The 21379-nt window shown below is 38.5% G+C and carries 21 protein-coding genes; 10 read left to right on the plus strand and 11 right to left on the minus strand.

Annotated elements, in window-relative coordinates; genetic code table 11:
- Positions 1–167 precede the first annotated feature (167 nt).
- Positions 168–1418 carry a sensor histidine kinase gene (locus AAAY30_RS03555; protein WP_499215831.1) on the plus strand — a complete coding sequence of 417 codons (1251 nt, stop codon included), beginning with the start codon at positions 168–170 and terminating at the stop codon, positions 1416–1418.
- A 167-nt stretch (positions 1419–1585) separates the two neighbouring features.
- Here the strand turns inward: AAAY30_RS03555 and AAAY30_RS03560 are convergent, their stop codons facing one another.
- Positions 1586–3121, minus strand: coding sequence for an alpha-amylase family glycosyl hydrolase (locus AAAY30_RS03560; RefSeq protein WP_499215830.1), 1536 nt, complete (start codon positions 3119–3121; stop codon positions 1586–1588).
- 214 nt (positions 3122–3335) lie between these two features.
- On the opposite strand from AAAY30_RS03560, the gene AAAY30_RS03565 reads away from it, so the two are divergent.
- Positions 3336–3890, plus strand: a complete 555-nt coding sequence (locus AAAY30_RS03565) for an adaptor protein MecA (protein ID WP_295057081.1) — start codon at positions 3336–3338, stop codon at positions 3888–3890.
- 89 nt (positions 3891–3979) lie between these two features.
- Here the strand turns inward: AAAY30_RS03565 and AAAY30_RS03570 are convergent, their stop codons facing one another.
- Together AAAY30_RS03570 and AAAY30_RS03575 are read right to left on the minus strand one after the other, a co-directional pair.
- Entirely contained in the window at positions 3980–4192 is a 213-nt protein-coding gene (locus tag AAAY30_RS03570) for a hypothetical protein (protein ID WP_022234557.1), read from the minus strand.
- 10 nt (positions 4193–4202) lie between these two features.
- Positions 4203–5417, minus strand: a complete 1215-nt coding sequence (locus AAAY30_RS03575) for a hypothetical protein (RefSeq protein ID WP_295053328.1) — start codon at positions 5415–5417, stop codon at positions 4203–4205.
- A gap of 144 nt (positions 5418–5561) precedes the next feature.
- On the opposite strand from AAAY30_RS03575, the gene AAAY30_RS03580 reads away from it, so the two are divergent.
- From AAAY30_RS03580 to AAAY30_RS03595, 4 genes are all read left to right on the plus strand, one after another.
- Positions 5562–6821, plus strand: a complete 1260-nt coding sequence (locus tag AAAY30_RS03580) for a transglutaminase domain-containing protein (RefSeq protein WP_295053326.1) — start codon at positions 5562–5564, stop codon at positions 6819–6821.
- Between the two features lie 33 nt (positions 6822–6854).
- The gene (locus AAAY30_RS03585) at positions 6855–7607 is read left to right on the plus strand and encodes a dihydroorotate dehydrogenase electron transfer subunit (RefSeq protein ID WP_418525761.1); all 753 of its coding nucleotides are present in this window, start codon (positions 6855–6857) and stop codon (positions 7605–7607) included.
- The gene (locus AAAY30_RS03590; RefSeq protein ID WP_252558787.1) at positions 7607–8518 is read left to right on the plus strand and encodes a dihydroorotate dehydrogenase; all 912 of its coding nucleotides are present in this window, start codon (positions 7607–7609) and stop codon (positions 8516–8518) included. The genes AAAY30_RS03585 and AAAY30_RS03590 overlap by 1 nt, the downstream gene beginning before the upstream one ends.
- A 157-nt stretch (positions 8519–8675) precedes the next feature.
- Positions 8676–9380, plus strand: a complete 705-nt coding sequence (locus AAAY30_RS03595) for a DUF421 domain-containing protein (protein ID WP_186936111.1) — start codon at positions 8676–8678, stop codon at positions 9378–9380.
- Between the two features lie 332 nt (positions 9381–9712).
- Here AAAY30_RS03595 and AAAY30_RS03600 read toward each other — a convergent pair whose 3' ends face one another.
- From AAAY30_RS03600 to AAAY30_RS03610, 3 genes are all read right to left on the minus strand, one after another.
- The gene (locus tag AAAY30_RS03600) at positions 9713–10576 is read right to left on the minus strand and encodes a helix-turn-helix domain-containing protein (RefSeq protein ID WP_295053322.1); all 864 of its coding nucleotides are present in this window, start codon (positions 10574–10576) and stop codon (positions 9713–9715) included.
- A gap of 331 nt (positions 10577–10907) precedes the next feature.
- Positions 10908–11924: a helix-turn-helix transcriptional regulator gene (locus tag AAAY30_RS03605; RefSeq protein ID WP_482643445.1), complete on the minus strand. Its 1017-nt coding sequence runs from the start codon at positions 11922–11924 to the stop codon at positions 10908–10910.
- Positions 11925–11936: 12 nt separating this feature from the next.
- The gene (locus tag AAAY30_RS03610) at positions 11937–12863 is read right to left on the minus strand and encodes an AEC family transporter (protein WP_302186815.1); all 927 of its coding nucleotides are present in this window, start codon (positions 12861–12863) and stop codon (positions 11937–11939) included.
- Between the two features lie 338 nt (positions 12864–13201).
- On the opposite strand from AAAY30_RS03610, the gene AAAY30_RS03615 reads away from it, so the two are divergent.
- The 4 genes from AAAY30_RS03615 (at position 13202) to AAAY30_RS03630 (ending at position 17105) form a co-directional block, all read left to right on the plus strand.
- Positions 13202–13609, plus strand: a complete 408-nt coding sequence (locus tag AAAY30_RS03615) for a DUF6465 family protein (protein WP_499215829.1) — start codon at positions 13202–13204, stop codon at positions 13607–13609.
- A 194-nt stretch (positions 13610–13803) separates the two neighbouring features.
- Positions 13804–15714 carry a glycoside hydrolase family 31 protein gene (locus AAAY30_RS03620; RefSeq protein ID WP_499215828.1) on the plus strand — a complete coding sequence of 637 codons (1911 nt, stop codon included), beginning with the start codon at positions 13804–13806 and terminating at the stop codon, positions 15712–15714.
- A 335-nt stretch (positions 15715–16049) separates the two neighbouring features.
- Positions 16050–16907, plus strand: a complete 858-nt coding sequence (locus AAAY30_RS03625) for a helix-turn-helix domain-containing protein (protein ID WP_499215827.1) — start codon at positions 16050–16052, stop codon at positions 16905–16907.
- A gap of 12 nt (positions 16908–16919) precedes the next feature.
- Positions 16920–17105 carry a DUF4250 domain-containing protein gene (locus tag AAAY30_RS03630; protein WP_499215826.1) on the plus strand — a complete coding sequence of 62 codons (186 nt, stop codon included), beginning with the start codon at positions 16920–16922 and terminating at the stop codon, positions 17103–17105.
- A 47-nt stretch (positions 17106–17152) separates the two neighbouring features.
- On the opposite strand, the gene AAAY30_RS03635 is transcribed toward AAAY30_RS03630, so the two are convergent.
- The 5 genes from AAAY30_RS03635 to AAAY30_RS03655 all read right to left on the minus strand — a co-directional run bounded on the left by AAAY30_RS03635 (position 17153) and on the right by AAAY30_RS03655 (position 21379).
- Positions 17153–18436: a bifunctional folylpolyglutamate synthase/dihydrofolate synthase gene (locus tag AAAY30_RS03635; protein WP_186936124.1), complete on the minus strand. Its 1284-nt coding sequence runs from the start codon at positions 18434–18436 to the stop codon at positions 17153–17155.
- A complete protein-coding gene (gene rsmI / locus AAAY30_RS03640; RefSeq protein ID WP_252558776.1) occupies positions 18436–19260 on the minus strand; it encodes a 16S rRNA (cytidine(1402)-2'-O)-methyltransferase in 825 nt (274 codons plus the stop codon). The genes AAAY30_RS03635 and rsmI overlap by 1 nt, the downstream gene beginning before the upstream one ends.
- Positions 19257–20018, minus strand: coding sequence for a tRNA1(Val) (adenine(37)-N6)-methyltransferase (locus AAAY30_RS03645; protein WP_195410421.1), 762 nt, complete (start codon positions 20016–20018; stop codon positions 19257–19259). The genes rsmI and AAAY30_RS03645 overlap by 4 nt, the downstream gene beginning before the upstream one ends.
- Before the next feature lie 144 nt (positions 20019–20162).
- Positions 20163–20792: a hypothetical protein gene (locus AAAY30_RS03650; RefSeq protein ID WP_499215825.1), complete on the minus strand. Its 630-nt coding sequence runs from the start codon at positions 20790–20792 to the stop codon at positions 20163–20165.
- A gap of 8 nt (positions 20793–20800) precedes the next feature.
- Positions 20801–21379, minus strand: coding sequence for a DUF6434 domain-containing protein (locus AAAY30_RS03655; RefSeq protein WP_499215824.1), 579 nt, complete (start codon positions 21377–21379; stop codon positions 20801–20803).

Genomic DNA, 21379 nt, shown 5'->3' on the forward strand with positions numbered 1-21379 from the left:
TAGTCCATTACTACCTTCTTCTTGAATTCATAACTGTATTTTGACATAAAAATACCGACCTCCAAAGTTAGATTTTTTAGGTCTAACTTTTGGGGGTCGGGTCATTTTTAAAGGGACTTTTTTCTTTTTCTATAATCATTCCCGCAAGTATAATGTGTTATTTGCCGATGAAAAATCAGCTTAAATTTTCGGTTAAAAAAATTGCTTTGCTTTTGGCGGGGGCTTTTGTAATTATTGCAACGGTATCTTCTTTAATAACGGTACTTTTTAACATTCGTACGATAAACACGATGCTTATGCCCGATATGATAATCTGCTTTTTACTGTTACGGTATACGGTAAAAACAGATTTTGCCAAAACTCTGTTTGTGTTTTTGAGCGTTATATGTCTGTTTTCGACTTTCTCACTGTTTACTTATGAAATTGAATCGTTTTATAAGCCGGAAATGGATTACGGAATAAGTTTTTCGTTTGATTTGCTGTTTATGGGAATAAGTTTGTTCTTTATGGCAATACTTGCGTATCCTATGCTGAAATATTATTCCTGGATGATAGATAACATTAAATATAAAAAGCTTTGGTATTCATTTATGGTTTTACCGATTATTGTAACTCTGTTAAATATTTACTCCATACCGATCACATATTTGAATTTGCGTGTGGGAATGGTTGGCATAAAGGCGTTAATGATTAACAGTATTATATTTTTGCTGTATATATTGGTATTTGCGCTGTTTTACATATTCAGTAAAACTACAATTGAAAAGACCAAGCTTGAAGAACAGAACTTTATGCTTGAAATACAGACAAGCTATAACGAATCTCTGCAAACATATATTAATCAAACCACAAAAGCCAGACACGATTTAAAACACTCGGTACATCTTGCACAGTGTTTGCTTGACGAGGGCGATTTGGACTCATTGAGAAAATACCTTTGCAAGTACTATCAGGCACTTAATATTACTGCTCCCGTAAGATTATGCAGCAGTAACGCTATAAACGCAGTGCTGAATTATTATCGCCAAAGCGCAATTGACAATGAAATAGATATTACTTGGAAAATAAATATGCCTCCTAAATCCGAAATACCCGAAGTTGACTTCTGCGGTATTTTAGGAAACTTAAGTGAAAATGCAATTTCCGCATGCAAAACAATAAGCGAGGGCAGAAAATATTTTGATTTGTCAATCGACTATAAGGGCGACTATATTTATATTGCTGCAACGAATAATTTTTGCGGAGATTTAAAGAAAAGTGACCGAGGCTATGAGTCCACAAAACATAAAGGCGGAAGAATTGGACTGCGTTCAATGAGAAATATGGCAGAGGTTTATGGCGGATATTTTGAAGCTGTTGATGTCGACAATAAGTTTTGCGTTAATATGACATTAAAATATGCAGATGTTAATGCATAAATTTTAATTCAAGCCGGACAGTCTAATTAACAATGTTCTATTCTAAATATTGGGATAACTTTAAGCAATTTGCTAAACTATAATTTACTCCGACTTTGACAAATAATCATCAACAAAAACGGCGGTAATCCGAATAGGATTGCCGCCGTAACTTTTAAATAAATCTATTAAAATTCAAGCATAGCAAAACTCTGTGCCGACATTTTTACCTTATTGTCAGCAACCTCTGTTGTACCGATTTCATATACTTTTTTAGCGCCCTTAGCATTGATTTCGATTTCGCTGTCTTTGCCGAGTGGGTTAAAGAGCATTACAAACTTGCCTCTCTTATATCCGAACGGGAATTTACCCGGCTCGAAAATCATTTCAAAATCACCGTTGCCGTGAAGGTCATCGTTTGCGTGACGAATGGCAATAATGTCTGTAACAACCTTATAAATACTGTCAGGGTTGTTCTGCTGATTTTCAACAGTCGGTGCATTTTCGTCAGTATCAACAGGGAGGTAAGGTGTATCGCTTGCAGAAAAGCCGAGGTTTTTACCGCTGTTCCACTGCATTGGTGTACGCGAACCTGTACGGCTGAAACCGCCCTCTTTGCTTACAAGGTTTTCCTGATATTTCATACCGATTTCGTCACCGTAGTAAAGGAACGGAACACCCGGCATAGTGAAAATCATTGCATACGCAAGTTTAATTGCATCCATACCAAAGTAGTGTGTCATTCTCGGCATATCATGGTTATTTGTCATAAAACTGATGTAGCCGTTATTCTTTGAAAGCTCATAAGCAGGGAGATATTCGTCTGTAAAGTTCTTAATATCGCCCTTGCCGTTTGGATTAAAAATACCCTTATTGCCGTCATCATCACCGTAACGGAAAAGTCTGCTGTAACCGTTGCCGTGGTGGTCAAGATAGAAGTCCATATGGAAACCTGCGTTGTTGATTGCTCTTTCGGGATTGCACCATTCGGCTACCATTGCAGCCTCAGGATAATCTTTGTCGAGCATTTCACGGATACCACGCCAGATTTTTGCTGTCGCAACCTTTTCATCATCGTTCTTTACGAGCGAGTCTGCCATATCAACTCTGAAACCGTCTGCGCCCTTATCAAGCCAGAAACGCATAATGCCCTTGATTGCCTCTACTGTAGCAAGGCAGTCCGGATGGTCGCACGGCAGCTGCCACTCCGGATGTGTGATTTCGTGAAAACCGTAGTTGAGAGCAGGCTGTGAGCTGAAATAGTTTACCAAATAGTTACCGTCACGCTCGCAGATACCGCACATCATTCTGTACTGCGGCGGTGCGTCCCATACTGATTTTGTAAAGATATAACGGTTTGTATACTCACTCTTTTGAGCTTTTTTAGACTCTAAAAACCAAGGGTGAGTGTCCGATGTGTGGCCGGGAACGAGGTCAAGGAGAATTTTCATTCCTTTTTTGTGAGCCTCGTCAAAAAGTCTTACGAGGTCATCGTTTGTGCCGTAGCGTGGAGCAACCTTTTTGTAGTCACGAACATCATAACCTGCGTCCATAAACGGTGAATCGTAAACGGGGTTGAGCCAGATTGCGTTACAGCCGAGCCCTTTTACATAGTCGAGTTTTTCGATGATACCGTTAATATCACCGATACCGTCACCGTTGGTGTCATAAAAGCTTTGCGGGTAAATTTCATAGAAAACCGAATCGTTGAGCCATTGTGGCATAGAAAGCATCCTTTCTTTTGTTAATTTTTATTATTACAATAACATAGTAACATTATTGAGGATTTTTGACAAGCATATTATGCGTTTTAACAAAAATATTACTATAATTTGCTTGGTATATTTCCAAAAATAATTACTTGCAGGAAACGGCATTTCATCATAATATATATAAGAATAATTTTGCGGCAAAGCACAATGTGAGGAGGGAGATTTTTTGACGATTGATAAAATAAAAAGCAATAAAATACTGATAACTCTCTGCGATGAAGATATGCGAGATTTTTCGCTTGATTATGATACTTTAAGCCTGTATGACAGCCATTCCAGAAAGATACTTATGCGAATTTTGCAGATAGCCTGTTTTAAAACAGATATAGAAATAAAAGATAAACGAATGATTGTGGAGGCGCTTCCGACTGTTGACGGTTGTATGCTGCTGCTGACGGTTGAGGATAAAAACAGGAAAAAATACAGACTGCAAAACGGTAAAAAATGCAGCTGCTACGATGTGGGCAACAGCAAGAATTTTCTTGATGTAATTCAGTTGCTTTACAAACAGAATGTGTGCTGCAACAAAAATTCTGCCTATGAAAAAGACGGAGTTTACTACCTTATTTTTGATTATCCGGCAATACCAAAAAGATTTAAGCGTATTTTGCACGAATACGGTGTACGGTGCGGCGATAATATTTTTGCCGCAAATCTGCGGGAAAATGCACAAGAAATCTGTCGTTCAAACGCAATTGCCGTTATTGGAAAATGTTTGTAAAATTATACTATGCATACCTGCTAAACAAAATCACTCAAACAAAAAAAGCAAGCGCAATCGTCTGCAACACGATTGCGCTTTTGTGATGTTTAAAGTCCCCAGACTGCCATAACTGCGTTGTAGTAATCTTCCGAAAGCTGTTCTTTTAAAATTTTTCTGTCATCTTCACAGTTTGTAAAAGCATTGCGGACATTTTCACCAACCTGTACCTCAACATCGTTAATGTTTATAAATTTCTGTCTTAACACGCTCACTCCCTCTTTTGTAAGCATATCAAGCGTAATTTTTTCTGTAACCTCCATTTTAATCCTCCTATCTGCGAATAATATATGTAACAACAAAATTCATTTTTTCATCTTCAACAAATTTATCGGACGGTGCACTTATGTAAATCCACGAACCGTCTATTCTCACATTACGCAAGTTATTCTTTGTAGAATATACGGCAATACTTGCAAGTCTACTTTCTGCTTTTGACGGGAACGGCAAACCCGACATTTGCAAATAGTTTTTATCCGCCAACATACTTGTAATATTTACAGACACAGTAACTGCGTCGCCGTTCTTTGCGTAAACGAAGTTTCCCTCACTGCCCTCATAAATTGTCTGCGCCGGAGATAATTCTCCCGAACCGATTTCGTTATTCGCCGCATCATATTTGTTTGCAAGCGATTTTTCTATATCGGCTTTGTTCTGCACAACGGTCTGCCTAAGCGAATTAACACTGTTATACACAGTGCCGCTTGTAACATAATTTGGGCTGTTTGCCGCAGGCACGGTATCAAACGGCATTTTGTTAAGTTTATTGTTTAACGATCTATTTATATATGTTTTGTCGTAAGCATCGGTAATTCCGTAACCGGCAAGAGTATCCGCCTTATCCGCTTTTAAATTGAGCTTTGTGTCGACACTGCTTTTAAGGTTTTGTATCTCATCATCAACATCATCATAATCATAATAATAGTTTTCAAGATATGCAACACTCGGATAGCTTTCTTCCGTAACATCGGCCTTAAGCGTAACCTTATTTGCTTTTTCTTCTTTAAGAGTAATGTCGCTGTCGGCAATAACTTTTATATTGTTTTCAATCTGCTTATTTTGCTCTGCAATTTTATTCCAACATTTTTTTGCCTCATCTCTCAATGCAAGCGTTTCGCTGTTTGGATTGGTGAATCCCTTGTCCTCAATCGGTATGGATTCTCCCGCAAACAATCTTACAATATCAGTCTGCAAAGTGGTTTCCTCCTCTCTTAATTCAAGCTGAATCTCAACCCAGCCGTGACAGAAAATATCGTTTTTCCCGATTTTCCACATTATATATGTGCTGTTGTTAACAGTTTTTACGGTTTGCGGTGCAACCGTGTTTACACTGCCGTCTTTAAATCTTAAATGAATTGCGGCAATCGTATTTTTGCCGACAAAATCATTCACTGTAAATTCAACTTTACTCACAAGGTTTTCGCCCACAATCCCCGCATTATCTTCTGCGGCAATACCCTCGTACTTTTCTTTGTTAAAAATAATCAAATTATTCACCTCCAACTATGCATAAAAAAATCCTAAAAGTTGCACTAATTGCAACAATTTTTCAAAAAATAAATTTTGAATTGACTATAAAGCCAAAATAAAGTAAAATTATAAATGATATATTATATGTAATGAGATGATTTTTTGAACATCCATAAAATACAGACTGTTGCAAAGAAAGCACTTGCGGCTGCTTTGCCTTTGGCGCTATGTTTTTCAATTGCCGGCTGTTCTCTTAAATTTAAGATTTTCGACAATTCTGATTTTAAGCCGACAAGCGAAAGTGAAGCGCTTTTGTCAGAGATACCGGAGCCGAAGCAAACATCGTACAGCTATTCGGCAATAACAAACGAACACATTAAAAATCTTTACGCACAAATTGAAAACGAATGTCAAAAACCCGTTCCCGCAGAAATACAATGTACGGGCACGCTTACGCAAAAAGATATTTACGAGGCAATAATAGCTTTTAAAAACGACCACCCCGATATATTCTGGATAAAAAACACATTTTCTTACTACGATTACGACGGTTCAACATATGTAGAACTTTTCTATATTTCTTCAGGCACAACGCTTGAAACACAAAAAGAAAAATTTAACGAGGCGCTCAACAACTTTGTAAACAACGCAACTATGTATTCTTCGGAGTATGAGCGTGAAAAGTATGTCAACGATTATATTATTTCAAATTGCGTATATGATGACGAGGCTGCCTACAACAATAACACAAAAGGAAATGTCAGTACCGCCTACGGAGTTCTTGTTGACGGCAAAGCCATATGTGAAGGATATGCCAGGGCATTTCAGCTTTTGTGCAACAAGCTCGGCATTGAATGTGTAAGTATTGCGGGAATGACCGATGATGTCGGACACGAATGGAACTGCGCAAAAATTGACGGTAATTGGTATCAGGTCGATGTAACATGGAACGACTCGCAAGATGATTTTTCCAACTACTACTACTTTAATCTTACAGACGAGCAAATGTATTCCTCGCACAGGGCAGATGACCTTTTTGATGAAATAGAACCCGATAATTATAATAACGACGAAAACCTTATCGGCAACCTCTATGTGCCCGAATGTAATTCTACCGAGTACAATTATTATAATCAAACTGCACCTATCCTCTATGCGTTTGATGAAGAAAATGACAATACAATTTCAAATGCACTTGCAAATTCCGCCGTAAACGGTGACAATTATTTCAACATAATTGTTGATGACAGTCTTGACTTTGAAGACGCTTATTCAACACTTGTACAAGACGGTTATGTAGTAAACTACATTGAAAGCGCCAACAATATGCTTTGGGGAGAAGTCGAGCTTGACACCTCAAGCTATGCATATAAAAACGATACCCTGCGTGTTATTACCATAGTATTAAACTATATTAATTAAATAAATCATTCTGTTGCAAAAGGAGAGAAATATATGAAATATGATGTTAAAGCCTTTGAGCTTTTGTCAAATGAAGAAATTGCAGACGGAATTTTTGATATGCGTGTAAAAAATGACGAACTTGCACCGCTTGCAAAATGCGGTCAGTTTGCCCATGTATATGTTCCGTCAAAAACTCTGCGCAGACCTATTTCGGTGTGCGACAGCGAAAACGGCGTACTCCGCCTTGTTTATCAGGTTAAGGGCGAGGGCACAAAGATTATGTCCGAAATGAAAAAGGGTGAAGCTGTAGATATTCTTGCTCCGCTTGGCAACGGCTTTAATATTGAAAAAGGCAAGCGCTACTGCCTTATCGGCGGCGGCATCGGTGTTCCTCCTATGCTCTATACAGCAAAGCAAACCGAAAATCCGCTTGTTATCACGGGTTTCCGTAACAAAGACCTTATTATATTACAAGATGATTTTAAAAATGCAGGCGCCGAGCTTGTACTTACAACAGATGACGGCAGTGCAGGCGTACACGGATTTGTTACAGATGTACTTAAAGAAAAGATAAATGAAGTTGACGAGGTTTGCGCCTGCGGTCCTACCCCGATGCTTAAGGCAATTGCTCAAGTTTGCAAAGAATTTAAAAAGCCTTGTCAGATTTCACTTGAAGAAAGAATGGCTTGCGGAATCGGCGCTTGTCTTGTCTGCGCCGTTAAGGTACGCAAAAACGGTGAAGAAATTATGCAGCATGTCTGCAAAAACGGACCTGTATTCAACGCAGAGGAGGTTGTATTTTAATGGCTGATTTATCTGTAAAAATTGACGGAGTAGAATTTTCAAATCCGCTTATCGCCGCTTCGGGCACATTTGGATTCGGTAAGGAGTACGGCGAATTTTATCCGCTTTCAAAACTTGGCGGTATTTCGTGCAAGGGAATTACCTTAAAAAGGCGTGACGGCAACCCGCCGCCACGAATCGCAGAAACTCCGTCGGGTATTTTAAATGCCGTCGGACTTCAAAATCCGGGCGTAGATGTATTTATAAACGACGATCTTCCTTGGCTTAAACAGCAAAACACAAGAGTTATCGCAAATATTGCCGGCAACACTCCGGAAGAATACTGCGAAATGGCAGAAAAACTTTCTTCAACTGATGTTGATATGATAGAAATGAATATTTCCTGCCCTAATGTAAAGAGCGGCGGCGTTCAGTTCGGTACAAGCTGTGAATCGGTAGGTTCAATTACAAGTGCGGTAAGAAAGCACTGCACAAAACCGCTTATTGTAAAGCTAAGTCCGAATGTTACGGATATTGCCGAGATTGCTAAGTCGGCAGAGGCAAATGGCGCAGACGCAATTTCGATGATTAACACACTAACAGGTATGAGAATAGACATAAACACAAAGCGCCCGATTATCCGCAACAATACAGGCGGAATGAGCGGCCCTGCAGTGTTCCCCGTTGCAGTAAGAATGGTTTGGCAGGTTTCTAATGCCGTTAAAATTCCGATTATCGGTATGGGCGGCATCAGCACATGGCAAGACGCAGTTGAAATGATGATTGCAGGCGCAAGCGCATTGCAGATTGGCACAGTATTCTTCTCTGACCCATACGCACCGATTAAAATTGCCGAGGGAATTAATGAATACCTTGATAAAAACGGTATGAAGAGCGTTACAGAACTCACAGGCACAATCAAGCCTTGGTAATCGGTAAGGTTTTATAAAAGTTTGGTCAACCTTGACCTGAATTTTTAAATCATTTAAACGAAATTCCTCAGCTAAATCATAAATCGCCTAACATAAAATTCAAAAACGAATAAAATAAAAAAAGAAATCCATAATAACCATAGCACAGGAGGTTATTATGGATTTTTTCAGAGTATTTATAACCGCACCGATCTCGCTTACAGTCCTGTTTTTGCTTGCAAAGCTGATGGGAAATAAGCAGATGTCAGAGCTTAATATGTTTGACTACATCAACGGTATTACAATAGGTTCAATCGCCGCCGAACTGGCGACAGGCGAATTTACCGATATTTACGACGGTGTAATGGCTATGGTTATTTACTCGCTTATAGCAATTATGTTGACTTTCCTATCGCAAAAGTCGCTTCTTCTAAGAAGATTCATTACGGGCAAATCTATTATAATTTACGATAACGGCAAATTTTACAACAAAAACTTAAGTACCGCAAAGATAGATATAAATGAAATTTTGGTAATGTGCCGTTCAAAGGGATATTTTAATTTTGATGAGATACAAACCGTTATCCTTGAAAGCAACGGTCAGCTTTCAATTTTACCGAAAGACAAAAATCGACCGCTCACTCCCGATGATATGAAAATTACGGTTCTTCAATCCGGTGTAGAGGCGGTAGTTATACAGGACGGCAAGGTTTTGGAAAGAAATCTTAAAGCCACGGGAAATAATATTGAGTGGTTAAAAAAAGAACTCAAAAAGCAAAATATAAAAACAAGCGAAGTTTTCATTGCTTTTTGCGACAATAACAACACTCTGAAAGTACACAAAAAGGTCAAATCTAACCCGACAAACGATATTTTTGATTAATTTCTAAAAAAATGTTTAAATTTCGGAAAACTACCAATATTTTGTCACACTGTTGTCACTGTTCGTATGGTATTATATATGTGTAAGGTAACTACTGATAAAACTTACATTACAAAGCTAATAACTCTTTTTTTCATAGATATTTTCTAAATGACAGGAAAATAATTAAAAATTTTAGGTCAAGCCTTTTTAAAGGTTGACCTAACTTTTATAATTGTTTTACGAATATTCCGCTAAACCATAAATTACCCCAATTTTTAATAAAAAACACAAAAAATCAGGCAGTCAGTTTCTATAACCCCATAAGACTGACTGCCTGTTAAATTAAAATTTTAAACCTTAGCTTTACTGCGCTCTGATTTTCTGTACTTTGACGGTGTAATGCCGTAGTACATCTTGAACGCTCTGTTAAAGTTAGAAATATTATTAAAACCTGATTTTCCTGCGATTTCAATAACAGGAGTATCGGTTGTTGTAAGCAAAAGTGCCGCTCTTGACAAACGAAGTTCATTAAGATAATTAATGAAAGTTGTGTTCAAAAGCTCTTTAAACAGATGCGAAATGTAATATCTGCTCAAGTTTGTGTGCTCTGCAATAATGTCGAGAGTAAGCAGATTGCAGAAATTCTCGTTGATATACTCTGTAACTCTGCGCAAAGCCCTATCCTTTTTGCCCTGTGTTTCAATATCGTAAATTTCTAACTTTTCTGACGCAAACAAATAATAGTAAAGTTCATAAAATTTACCTGTTGCCAGAAGATAAAATCCTCTCGGCTTGTCAACCTCTGCCCTAAAAGCAGATTCAAAACATTCGGAAACATTATTGTAGTAATCCTCCCCCGGCTTAAAAGAGAAAAACTTAGTACAGTTTCCGCCTACTATGCTCTTTATAATTACATTCGGAATATACTGCTGTGTAAGATTTGCGCCGTCATTAAGATTTAAAAGCATAATCTCAATATACACATTGTTGTTGTTGTCAAATCTGTGCTTCTGGTTTGGTGCGATAAAGAAAATATCGCCTTTGTTGAGCTGTTCAACACCGATTGCGGTTTCAATTGTAATAGAACCGCTCCTGACAACACCCATCTCTACTTCGTGATGAACGCTCCATAAATCATCCACAACAAGCTCTCCGCACGAAACTCGAAAGCTTGAACTTGTAGATGTTACAGAGTTCAAAAATCTTATTGCCACTGATATTACCCCTTTAATAATATTATTTTGTTTTACAAATATAATAATACAAAAATGTTTTATTGTCAATACAATACAGAACAAAATAAAGCAAAATTATACAAATTATTCATCCGAATGTAAAATTTTACTTTTTGTTATCTTTTATTATCATAATTTTTAATTAATTATACTCAATATCTTTAATAAGATAAAATTTTACTATAATAAAATTTTATATTTTGTGCGTATGATTATTATTATATCAAAAAGCGGCAGTGATTTTCAATAAAACAAAAATCACTGCCATAAAAACAACTTTGTATATATAAAGCTTAAAAATCAGACATTGTCAGTTGTCATTATTATCTGCCGAATAATTATTATTTACAGAATTAAGATGTTCTTTAAATCCGTCTACCACCCTTTGCGGTGACAAGATTTTAACACCTCCGCCCAGTCCGAATACCCAGGCATAAAACTGACTGCTTATTGAAATTTTTGCACTGAACCTGAACTGATTATCGTTTTCTTTTACAATAAAAATATCGTCACCAAACCTGTCTGCAATTACGCCTACAAGTTCGTTATTAACAAGCATTGTAACTTCAAATTCCTCTCCGCCGTACATCGAGAAAATCTTTCTTGTATATTCGGCGCCGTCAAATTTCTGTATTTCGTCATTAGGTTCACGCTTGTCTTCAAGTATTTCAACGCTTTCAATCTTATCTACTCGGTAATTCTTTATCTTATCCGCCTCGCTGTCGTAACCTATCATATAATAATTTTCGTCGTCCCAGCAAAGCCATATCGGTGAAATTACATATCTCTTGCCGTCACGCCTTGCGGTTTTTACAATATTTGCACCCTGCCCTATATCCCACTTCATATACAAAAAGCTGACCTTTCGGTCATTGGAAATCGCAGTTTGCAGTGTATCGACAACATAATATATTTTTTCGTTAAGACCTTTTACCCTGTTTGTAATAAAGACATCACGCTTAAGTTCTTTTCCCTGAAAGTTACTTACAAGTCCCTCAATTTTTTCGATAAGCTCCATACTTTTTTTGCGTGTAATAAATTTTGAACTTTGAATTGCATCGACAAGCAGTTTAAGCTCCGCAAGCTCAAAATCTCTTGAAGCGACATAATACCTTGTGGTATTTGATTTGATTTTTTCAATGTCAAGTCCGTACGTTTGGAGAGAGCTGATATCATCGTAAAGACTTTTTCGCTCGGACTTTATATTAAATTCACTTAATGCGTCAATAATTTCAGTCGCAGTCATTCCATGGTTATCGTCGGTTCTCTTTAGAAGAATGTCACGCAGATATAAAAGCTTAAGCTTTTGTCCCGATGATTTTGGCATAATATCCTCCGTTTATGCTGTCAGTGTTTGCGCAAACGCAATTACAAGCGGCATAGTTATGATTGAAAATACTGTAGTAACCGCCACAATACTTACCGAAAGTTCGGTATCTTTATTGTATTTTACCGCAAACATTGTAGTTGTAGCGGCAGTCGGTGCGGCAGATGCGATTACGCAGGCAACCGCAAGAGTTGTTTCCACCTTGCACAGATAAAGCACAATTGCGGTTATAACAGGTACCAAAACAAGTCTTAATCCCATTGCAACATAAACAGATACATTTGAAAATGCTTTTTTAAGGTCTGCCTCGGAGAGGTAGTAACCTATAATCATCATCGGCAACGGTGTATTTAAAGCCGCCATATATTCAACAGGCTGACCTACCATATACGGAAGCCTTATGTTAAGCACAAAAATAATTATCGCAATTACAACACCGATAATACCCGGGTTTGTAATCAGCTTTTTGGCAGAAATTTCTTTAATATCTCCGCTCATACATACAAGTCCGTATGTCCATACAAGAATGTTGAACACAGCTACAAACACTGCGCCGTAAAACAAACCGTCATCACCGAGCACAGCCTCCTGCAACGGGAACGACATAAACGCACAGTTTGAAAAAACTGTTGCAAATCTCAACACTCTTTTTTTGCTGTCCTTACCCTTAAAAATAAGGCTTACCAAAAGTATGGTTGCAACCATAACGGCTGTTGCGCAAATCACCATAATTCCGAGTCCGCCCAAAAGTTCGGGTGTAAAATCACGCTGAAAAGCAGACACCATAACGCACGGTGTAACAAAGTACAAAACAAGGTTGTTTATATGCTTTGCGGATACATCGGTAATGATTTTTTTCTTACCGCAAACAAAGCCCAACGAAATCAAAATAAACAGCACAAGTACCTGTTGTGCAACTACAATAAAGTTTTCTAACATTTCCTTTTCCCCCTAAAAATAAAACACATTTAAGTATAGCACAATAACTCATTTTTTCAATGCTTACGCAGTAATACAGCTGAATTTTGGAGGTATATAAAAATTAATATCATAGAAAAATATCATTTTGTACAAAATTATGTCGAGCATATGGTGCAAACTAACCAATGAAAAGAAAATAATTTTACAAATATGTATTATCCGCTGAAATTATTTGCTTTTATTGACTTTTTGTACTTTGAATTGTATAATATATGTAAATAAAAATAGTTGTTTTTATTGTTATTTCACAGTGATTTTATGTATTTATTTATATTTTGAGAAAGAGGGATTTTACAATGGCAACAAGAAGAACTGCTACAAAATCGGCAGCTGCCAAGGATGCTAAGGTAGAAACAAAGGCTACTGCAACTGCTGTAAAAGAAACTGCTCCCGTAAAGGAAGCTCCTGTAAAGAAAACCGCACCTAAAAAGGTTGCTCCAAAGAAACCTGCTGCCGTAGCTGCCGCAGCAAAGGCTGCTAAGACAAAGGCTGAAGCTCCTGCAGAAGTTAAAACTGAAACAAAGGTAAACTTTATTGTTGAGTTTAACAACAAGCAGAACTCGGTAGAAGACATTATTAATAATGTTAAAGCTACATACGGTAAAGATGCAAAGGAAATTTCAATTTACCTCAAGCCTGACGAAAACAAAGCATATTTTGTTGCCGACGGCGAAGAAAGTTCAATGGATGTATTCTTCTGCTAATTAAAAATTACTGAAATTTTAGGAGTCATACTGTTAGGTATGGCTCTTTTTTTGTATTTTCTTTAATATTTTAGTGAATATTTAATATTTAGATTGATTTTTTACCATTCTGCCTATATAATGAAAATGTATCAAATCCTTGGCACAGACGGTCATACCGAGGTAATAATTTCATTACAAAGGAGCGATATTAAATGATTACAAAGTACACAAGCGGCACCCCTATCCGTACAGACGCTGTTGTAAAAGATTTTGCCGGAATCGACATAAATAAATTCCCGGTTGATTACAAAATCGTTGACGGCAAATTCATTTTTAGCTTTGATATGCAGGACAGCGACATAGTTTTCGGTCTTGGCGAAGCGCCGAGAGGAATTAACAAGCGTGGCTGGATTTACGAAAGTTTTTGCAGCGATGACCCATTCCACACAGAAACAAAAAGTTCACTCTACGCCGCACACAACTTTCTTATGTTAAACGGCAGCAAGACTTTCGGTATTTTTATTGATTTCCCCGCAAAAATCCGTTGGGACATCGGTTACACAAAACCAAGCCGCACAGAAATCACTGTTGACGGTACAGATTTTGACATCTACATTATCGAAAACGAGAGCAATAAGCCGATTGACATTGTAAAAGAGTTCCGCAGTGCAATCGGTCAGAGTTACATTCCGCCGTTCTGGGCATTCGGTTATCAGCAGAGCCGTTGGAGTTATCCCGACAAAGCTGCCGTTGACGGCGTAATCAAAGGTTATAATGATGCAAAGATTCCGCTCGACTGCGTATATCTTGACATTGACTATATGAAAGACTACAAGGACTTCACAGTTGACGAAGACAAATTCCCGAATTTTGCAGAATATGTAAAAGAAAAGAAAGAGCAAGGTATTCACCTTATCCCTATCATTGATGCAGGTGTAAAAAAAGAAGCAGGCTACGATGTTTACGAAGAAGGCGTTGAAAACGATTACTTCTGCAAAACCGAGGACGGCGAGATTTTTGAAGGCGGCGTATGGCCGGGTATTGTAGGTTTCCCTGACTTTATGCAGAAAGAAGTTCGTGACTGGTTCGGCGCAAAATACGACAGACTTACAGACGCAGGCATTGACGGTTTTTGGAACGATATGAACGAGCCGGCTATTTTCTATTCAACAAAAGGACTTGAAAAAGCGCTTAATAAAGCAAAATCACTTGAGGGCGAAAACCTCGACCTTTCAAAATTCTTTAACCTCAAAGATACTTTCCTCGGACTTTCCAACAGCCCCGAGGATTACTCAAGCATCTATCATATGATTGACGGCAAGCCTGTTTGCCATGACAGAGTTCATAACATTTACGGCGCAAATATGACAAGAGCCGCAGGAGAACACTTTGCAAAGAAATTCGGCGACGGCAAAATTCTTATGTTCTCAAGAGCCTCTTACATCGGTGCACACCGTTCAAGCGGTATCTGGTTTGGCGACAACCATTCATGGTGGTCACACATTCTCTTAAATCTTAAGATGCTCCCGTCCGCAAATATGTGCGGTTTCCTCTACTGCGGCGCCGACCTCGGCGGATTTAACGAAAACGCAACCCGTGACCTTGTTCTGCGTTTCCTTGCTCTCGGAGTATTTACTCCGCTTATGCGTAACCATTCGGCACTCGGCACAGTAAACCAGGAATGTTACAACTTTGAAAACTCCGAAGATTTCAGAGATGTTGTAACCGTCCGCTACAGACTTATCCCTTATATTTACGATACATTTAAAAAAGCAAGCGAAAACAACGATATGATTTTCCGCCCGCTTGCTTTTGATTATCCCAACGATAAAATGGCAAGAGAGTGTGAAACTCAGGTTATGCTCGGTAACGAATGTATGATTTGCCCTGTTTATGAGCAGAATGTAAGCGGCAGATATGTATATCTCCCTGAAGATATGACTTTTGTTAAACTAAGCGGTGAAAATGTAGAAACCAAGCCTATGGAAAAGGGCGTACACTTCATTGAAGTTGCACTTAACGAAGTACCTCTCTTTATTAAGAAAGGCAAACAAATTCCGCTTTGCAAACCTGCAATGCGTACAAGCGAACTCAACACCGAAGACCTTACTTATATAGGTTGATTTAAAATAAAAATGACAGCTATTATTTATTGATAGCTGTCATTTGTTGTTTGTATAGTCTTTTTTCCGATTGCTAAGTCTTCCCTTTGTGGCGGTGAGCGCCAATAAAACGAGCAATCATCGTTTATCAATATTATTAATTATGTCAAGCTAACAATATTGACATATTAGCAACTATATACATTATTAACGCAATATTGCACACAAAACTCTCTATGCAACCGTAGGTTGCGGAAATGAAAACTAAAATGTATTGCAAAAAACAGTGGTTGCGGTGTATAATTTGGATAAAGTGAGAGGCAAAACGATCGTCATAAACTCTCAAAGGAGGAAATATGGACATAGAAACAGCAAACAGACTTTTACAATACAGGAAGAAACACAACTTAAGTCAGGAAGAACTTGCAAATAAAATAGGAGTAAGCAGACAGGCGGTGTCAAAATGGGAACGGGCAGAGGCATCTCCCGACACTGATAACCTAATATTGCTTGCCGAAATTTACGGAGTATCGCTTGACGAACTTTTAAAAGGAGAAGCGAACAATTCCTCAAAATCCGAAGCCGAGCAGGAAACCGTATCGGAGGAAAGCGCAGACAACACACAAATCCCCACAGGCGATGAGGGCACAGAGTATATAAAAGCGGATAAAGTATCTTTTAAAAACGGAATCCATGTTGATGCGAAAAACGGCGACAAGGTACACATCAGCTTTGCAGACGGAATACATGTACAAGACAAAGACGGCACTAAGGTTGATATAGGCAAGGACGGAGTGTTTGTAAACGAAAACGGAAAACAGAGAGTTTATACCGATAAAGACGGTCATATAATGCACGATGCCGATATGACCGACGAAATATTTACAGGAGGAAAGCATAAAAAATTTTGGAATTCGTTTCCCTTTTTCGCTATAGCGCTTGTTGTATTCCTTTGGTGGGGATTCAGCGGTTTATGCTTTGGCTGGGCGCTTAGCTGGATAGTTTTGCTGACAATACCGCTTTACTATTCGCTTGTTGATGCAATTTACAAACGCAAGGCAGACCACTTTGCCTTTCCCGTGCTTGCGGCAATGGCATACATTCTTATGGGATACTTTAACATATTCGGCGGATGGACAGTCGGCTGGGTAGTTTTTCTCACCATTCCGCTTTACTATTGGATATGCTCATTCTTTAAAAATAAAAACGATTAACAGGAGGACATTATGTCAGAATTAAATTTACCGTCAGACCCAATGATTTTATTAAGTTTTATTAACACAAAGTTAAGAGATTTCTATCCGTTGCTTGATGCTCTTTGCGAAGACGCAAACATCAGTAAAGATGAAATCGTAAAAAAGCTCTCCGCCATAGATTATACCTACAACGCAGAGCTTAATAAATTTGTATAAAACTAAAAAACGCCCGATTTCAGCGAAAGCCGAAGTCGGGCGTTTTTTTAACCGTTCTCCGATAAATACGGTCTTAGCTCGCCTGCAAGGTAAAGCGAACCGCAGATAACGAGCGGCATATTTTCATTTTTTGCCTTATCAAGCGCCGTTTCGAGAGCCTTTTTGTTATTATCGAATGCCTCAACTTTCGGAAAATGCTGTTTGCATTTTTCGGCAAGTTCTTCTGCCGATAAAGTTCTCGGATTGTTGACCGTTACCGTAAACACTTCTTCAAAAAGTCCTTCAAGCAGATTGATTGAGCTTGCACTGTCCTTATCGGCAAGCATACCCATAAGGCAAAGCCGCTTTTGATTTGGCAGATACTTTTTGACCGCCTTGCTAAGCGCCTCAATTCCGTTCGGATTATGTGCTCCGTCAAGCAAAACTACAGGATTTTTGCCCATAAGTTCAAGTCTTGCGGGGTTTACCGCCTTTGCCATACCTGCCTTTAATGCATTTTTGCTTACAATGATTTTACCGCTGTCGCAAAGTGCTTTTAATGCGGTCAATGCGGTTTTTGCATTTTCCAACTGATGTTCGCCAATCAAATGCAGTTCAAGCTCTGTACCGTCATATTCAAAAACAGTGCTTTCAAGGCTTTCTGAAATCACTTTTATTTTTGCACTTTCACTTTTGAAAAGTTCAACATTTCTGCTTTTACAAGTACATTCAATCACGCTCATTGCGTTTTCTTCCTGCTTGGAAGTAACGGCAATCGAGCCGTTTTTTATAATACCGCACTTTTGCCACGCAATCTCTTCGATAGTGTTGCCGAGAATTGCCGTATGGTCAAGTCCGATAGTTGTTATTACCGAGCAAAGCGGCGGCAAAATTGTATTTGTACAGTCAAGAAGTCCGCCCATACCTGTTTCAAGCACAACAATGTCGCATTTCTCGTTTGCGTGAATATAAAACTGCAAAGCGTTTACATACTCAAACTCTGTAATAATAACGCCGTCATTACGCAATTCCTCAATAATCGGAAATGTTTTCTCCACCGCCTCGGTGAGCATTTCCTTTGAAATCATACGGTTATTAATCTGTATTCTCTCTCGAAAATCCGTTATATACGGAGAGATAAAAAGACCTGTTTTGTAACCTGCCTCAACAAGCACAGCCGAAAGCATTGCACAAACCGAACCTTTGCCGTTGGTACCCGCAATGTGAATATACTTTAGTTTATCCTGCGGATTGCCGAGTTTTTCGAGAAAAATTCTCATTCGGTCAAGTCCGGGGCGAGAACCGAATGTCAGCAGTGAATGTATTTTTTCAATAGCCTGTTCGTATGTCATCAGATCAGCTCCTTGTAAATTTCGTTCTTCTTAAAGCCTGTCAGCGCCGCCGCCTCTTTTGCGGCATCTGTTGCCCTTGCACCGTTTTCAATCAACTTCTTAGCGGTTTCAACCGCATATTCAAGTGTAAGCTCTTCGGTATCGTCAACCTGCGGCGCACCCTCAAGCACAAGCACAATTTCACCTTTAACACTGCCGTCGCTTAGATTTTCCGCCGCATTTTTGGTTGTGGTACGGATAACTTCCTCGTGAATTTTTGTAATCTCACGCACAATTGTAAGTTTCCTGTCGCCAAAACTCGCATACAAATCACGCAAAGTCTGCGGCAATTTATGCGGAGCTTCGTAAAAAATCATTGTTCTGTGCTCGTTTGCAAGGCTTTTCAAATGATCTGATCTGCTCTTTTTATTTACGCTCAAAAAGCCCTCAAAAGTAAATCTTCCCGTGCTAAGGCCCGAAACGGCAAGCGCAGAAATAACCGCACTCGGGCCGGGAATTACAACCGTCTTTATGCCACGCTCTTCGCAGAGCTTTACCAAATCTTCGCCCGGATCCGAAATACACGGCATACCCGCATCTGTAACGATGGCGCAGTTTTCGCCCTGCTCTATTCTTGCGCAGATAATCTCTCCACGCTCTCTTTTATTGTGCTCAAAATAGCTGACCATCGGCTTTTTTATGCCAAAGTGATTTAAAAGTTTCAGCGTAACCCTTGTGTCTTCCGCCGCAATAAAATCTACCGATTCAAGAGTTTCCACCGCTCTCGGCGACAGGTCGGAAAGGTTGCCTATCGGTGTACCCGTAACATATAAAATTCCGCTCATAGCTTGTTGTCCTCTGTATTTTCTAAATGATCTGATTTGTAGCTTCCGTAAATTTCAAGCATTTCTTTTGAAAAATTACCGCTTTCGTCCTCTATAAAAAGTGTGGGCAATACATTTAAAAAACCCCGTTTTCCGCCTCGTCTGCCCTCAAGCAAAAACAGTTTCGGCGCTTTTGACACTCTCTGCTGTACAAGTCGCAAGGTCTTTGGCTCTATGTCAAATTTTCTCATAGACTCCATAACATCGCCTAATCTTTCGGGGCGCTGACACATATAAAATCTGCCGCCAAACTGCAGCAGCTTTGATGCCGCCGAGCAAATGTCATCAAGCGTACATTCGCTTTCGTGTCTTGCAATCAGCCTTGCCGAAGTCGGATTTTTGATTCCTCCTCCGCCGATTTTATATGGCGGATTGCACACAACAACATCATAACAGCCAAAATTCAGCTTGCCTTTAAGGTCGCATAAGTCAGCGTTTATAATGTTAATGTTATCGCAAAGTCCGTTGTGTTCAACGCTTTTTTGAGCAAGCGTACAGGCATTTTCCTGAATTTCAACAGCGTCTACTTTTAAGTTTTTATTGTCCCTGCACCACAAGAGCGGAATTGTACCGCATCCTGTGCCAAGTTCCGCACATTTTTTACTGCCTGCGGGCTTTGAAAAATTCGCAAGCAAAATAGTGTCTGTCGAATATCTGTAGCTTTTGGTAACATATATTTCAATGCCGTTGCCCAACGGCTCAAGGTGCAAATTCTCCATTATACAATCGGCAAAGGAAAGCTTTGCCCTCTGCCCTCTCCTTGTAAAATTTAGCTTAACATTTTTATTATACTACTGTAAGGGTAAAACTTCAATAAAAAGCAAAAATTGCTTTTTCTACGGAACAGTATTATATTATAATTTTTATTTTATGTTTTTCTCTATAAATGATGCCAAGTTGTTTTTTAGCATAGTAAATTTCTCACTAGGATTTTCAATTATTTTTGCGTAAAAAATACTACTGCCTTTTCTTATAATATTTTCCTTTTTTAAAAGTGATATTTTATTATCATTGTTATTTTTTAATAAATCTACTTTTGATTTTAAAAAATACCACTCTATTCCATCAGTAAGAATCAACGGGGGTTCTTCTAACTCTCCCTCTATTTCATTCTTAAATTTGTTTAAACCTAAATTTCTTGCAGTATCAATAATTGAACAATACTGTATTTTCTTAGTATTTTTATCGATAATAAAATTAGGTCTTTTAAACTCAACTTTCACATACGGCTTTAAAGGATTTAGATGAGTATATTTCGCGGGAACAAATATATAATCAGCCCATACAAAATTTTCTTTTGAACCGGTTATTACATCATACTTATTATTCTCTTTTCTATAATTACGGGTATCATATGTAGGTACAACTTTAACATTATTTATATGCTTTATTACATCTTTAAAAAGGGGTCGTAGCATCTCATCGTAATACTGCTCAACATCTGAATTTTCTTTTATTTCTAAAAGTAACTCCCAATAAGCATTAAATTCCATAAATATAATTACTCCTTTTCCAATACATCAAGATCGCTTTTTTCATAACGATTATGTCCCGGCAACTGCTTTTTATATTTCCGGCACTTAATAGCCTCGTCAAGGCTCTTGCCCCGATTATCGGCAAAGAAATCCCTTATATATGTATTGTATTCAAACTGCTTGTCAATTTTTGTCTTACCGTTTTTCTTTTCTTCAAGTATTCGATAATACGCAGTAATCGCATCGGCATAAGTTTTGCCCGTATTGCTTTTAAGCCATTTCTGAAATGCAGCATTAAAAGAAAATCCGTTGCCGATATGTTCCTTAAAAAACGCTCTGTGCTTTTCCGAGCAAACAAAATTCGGCTCAATTTCCGTGTCAGTTGTAATGTTGCCGATTATCTGTGCCTTTTTCTGCACTTTCTTTGCGGCGATAACCTCGCCTGTATCAAGAAAATGTGCTATTCTCTGTGTTATTTCAAGTTTTCCGCCCGATGTCGGTAAACCGTATCGACGACAAAAATCGACAAGTTCTTCCTTTAAATAATAAAACTCTCTGAATGTCTTGCCGTCAAGATTTTTGTCGAGCTTCGGTCCATCGCTCAT

The organism is Ruminococcoides bili (genome assembly GCF_040093295.1).
GTDB lineage: Bacteria > Bacillota > Clostridia > Oscillospirales > Acutalibacteraceae > Ruminococcoides > Ruminococcoides intestinale_A.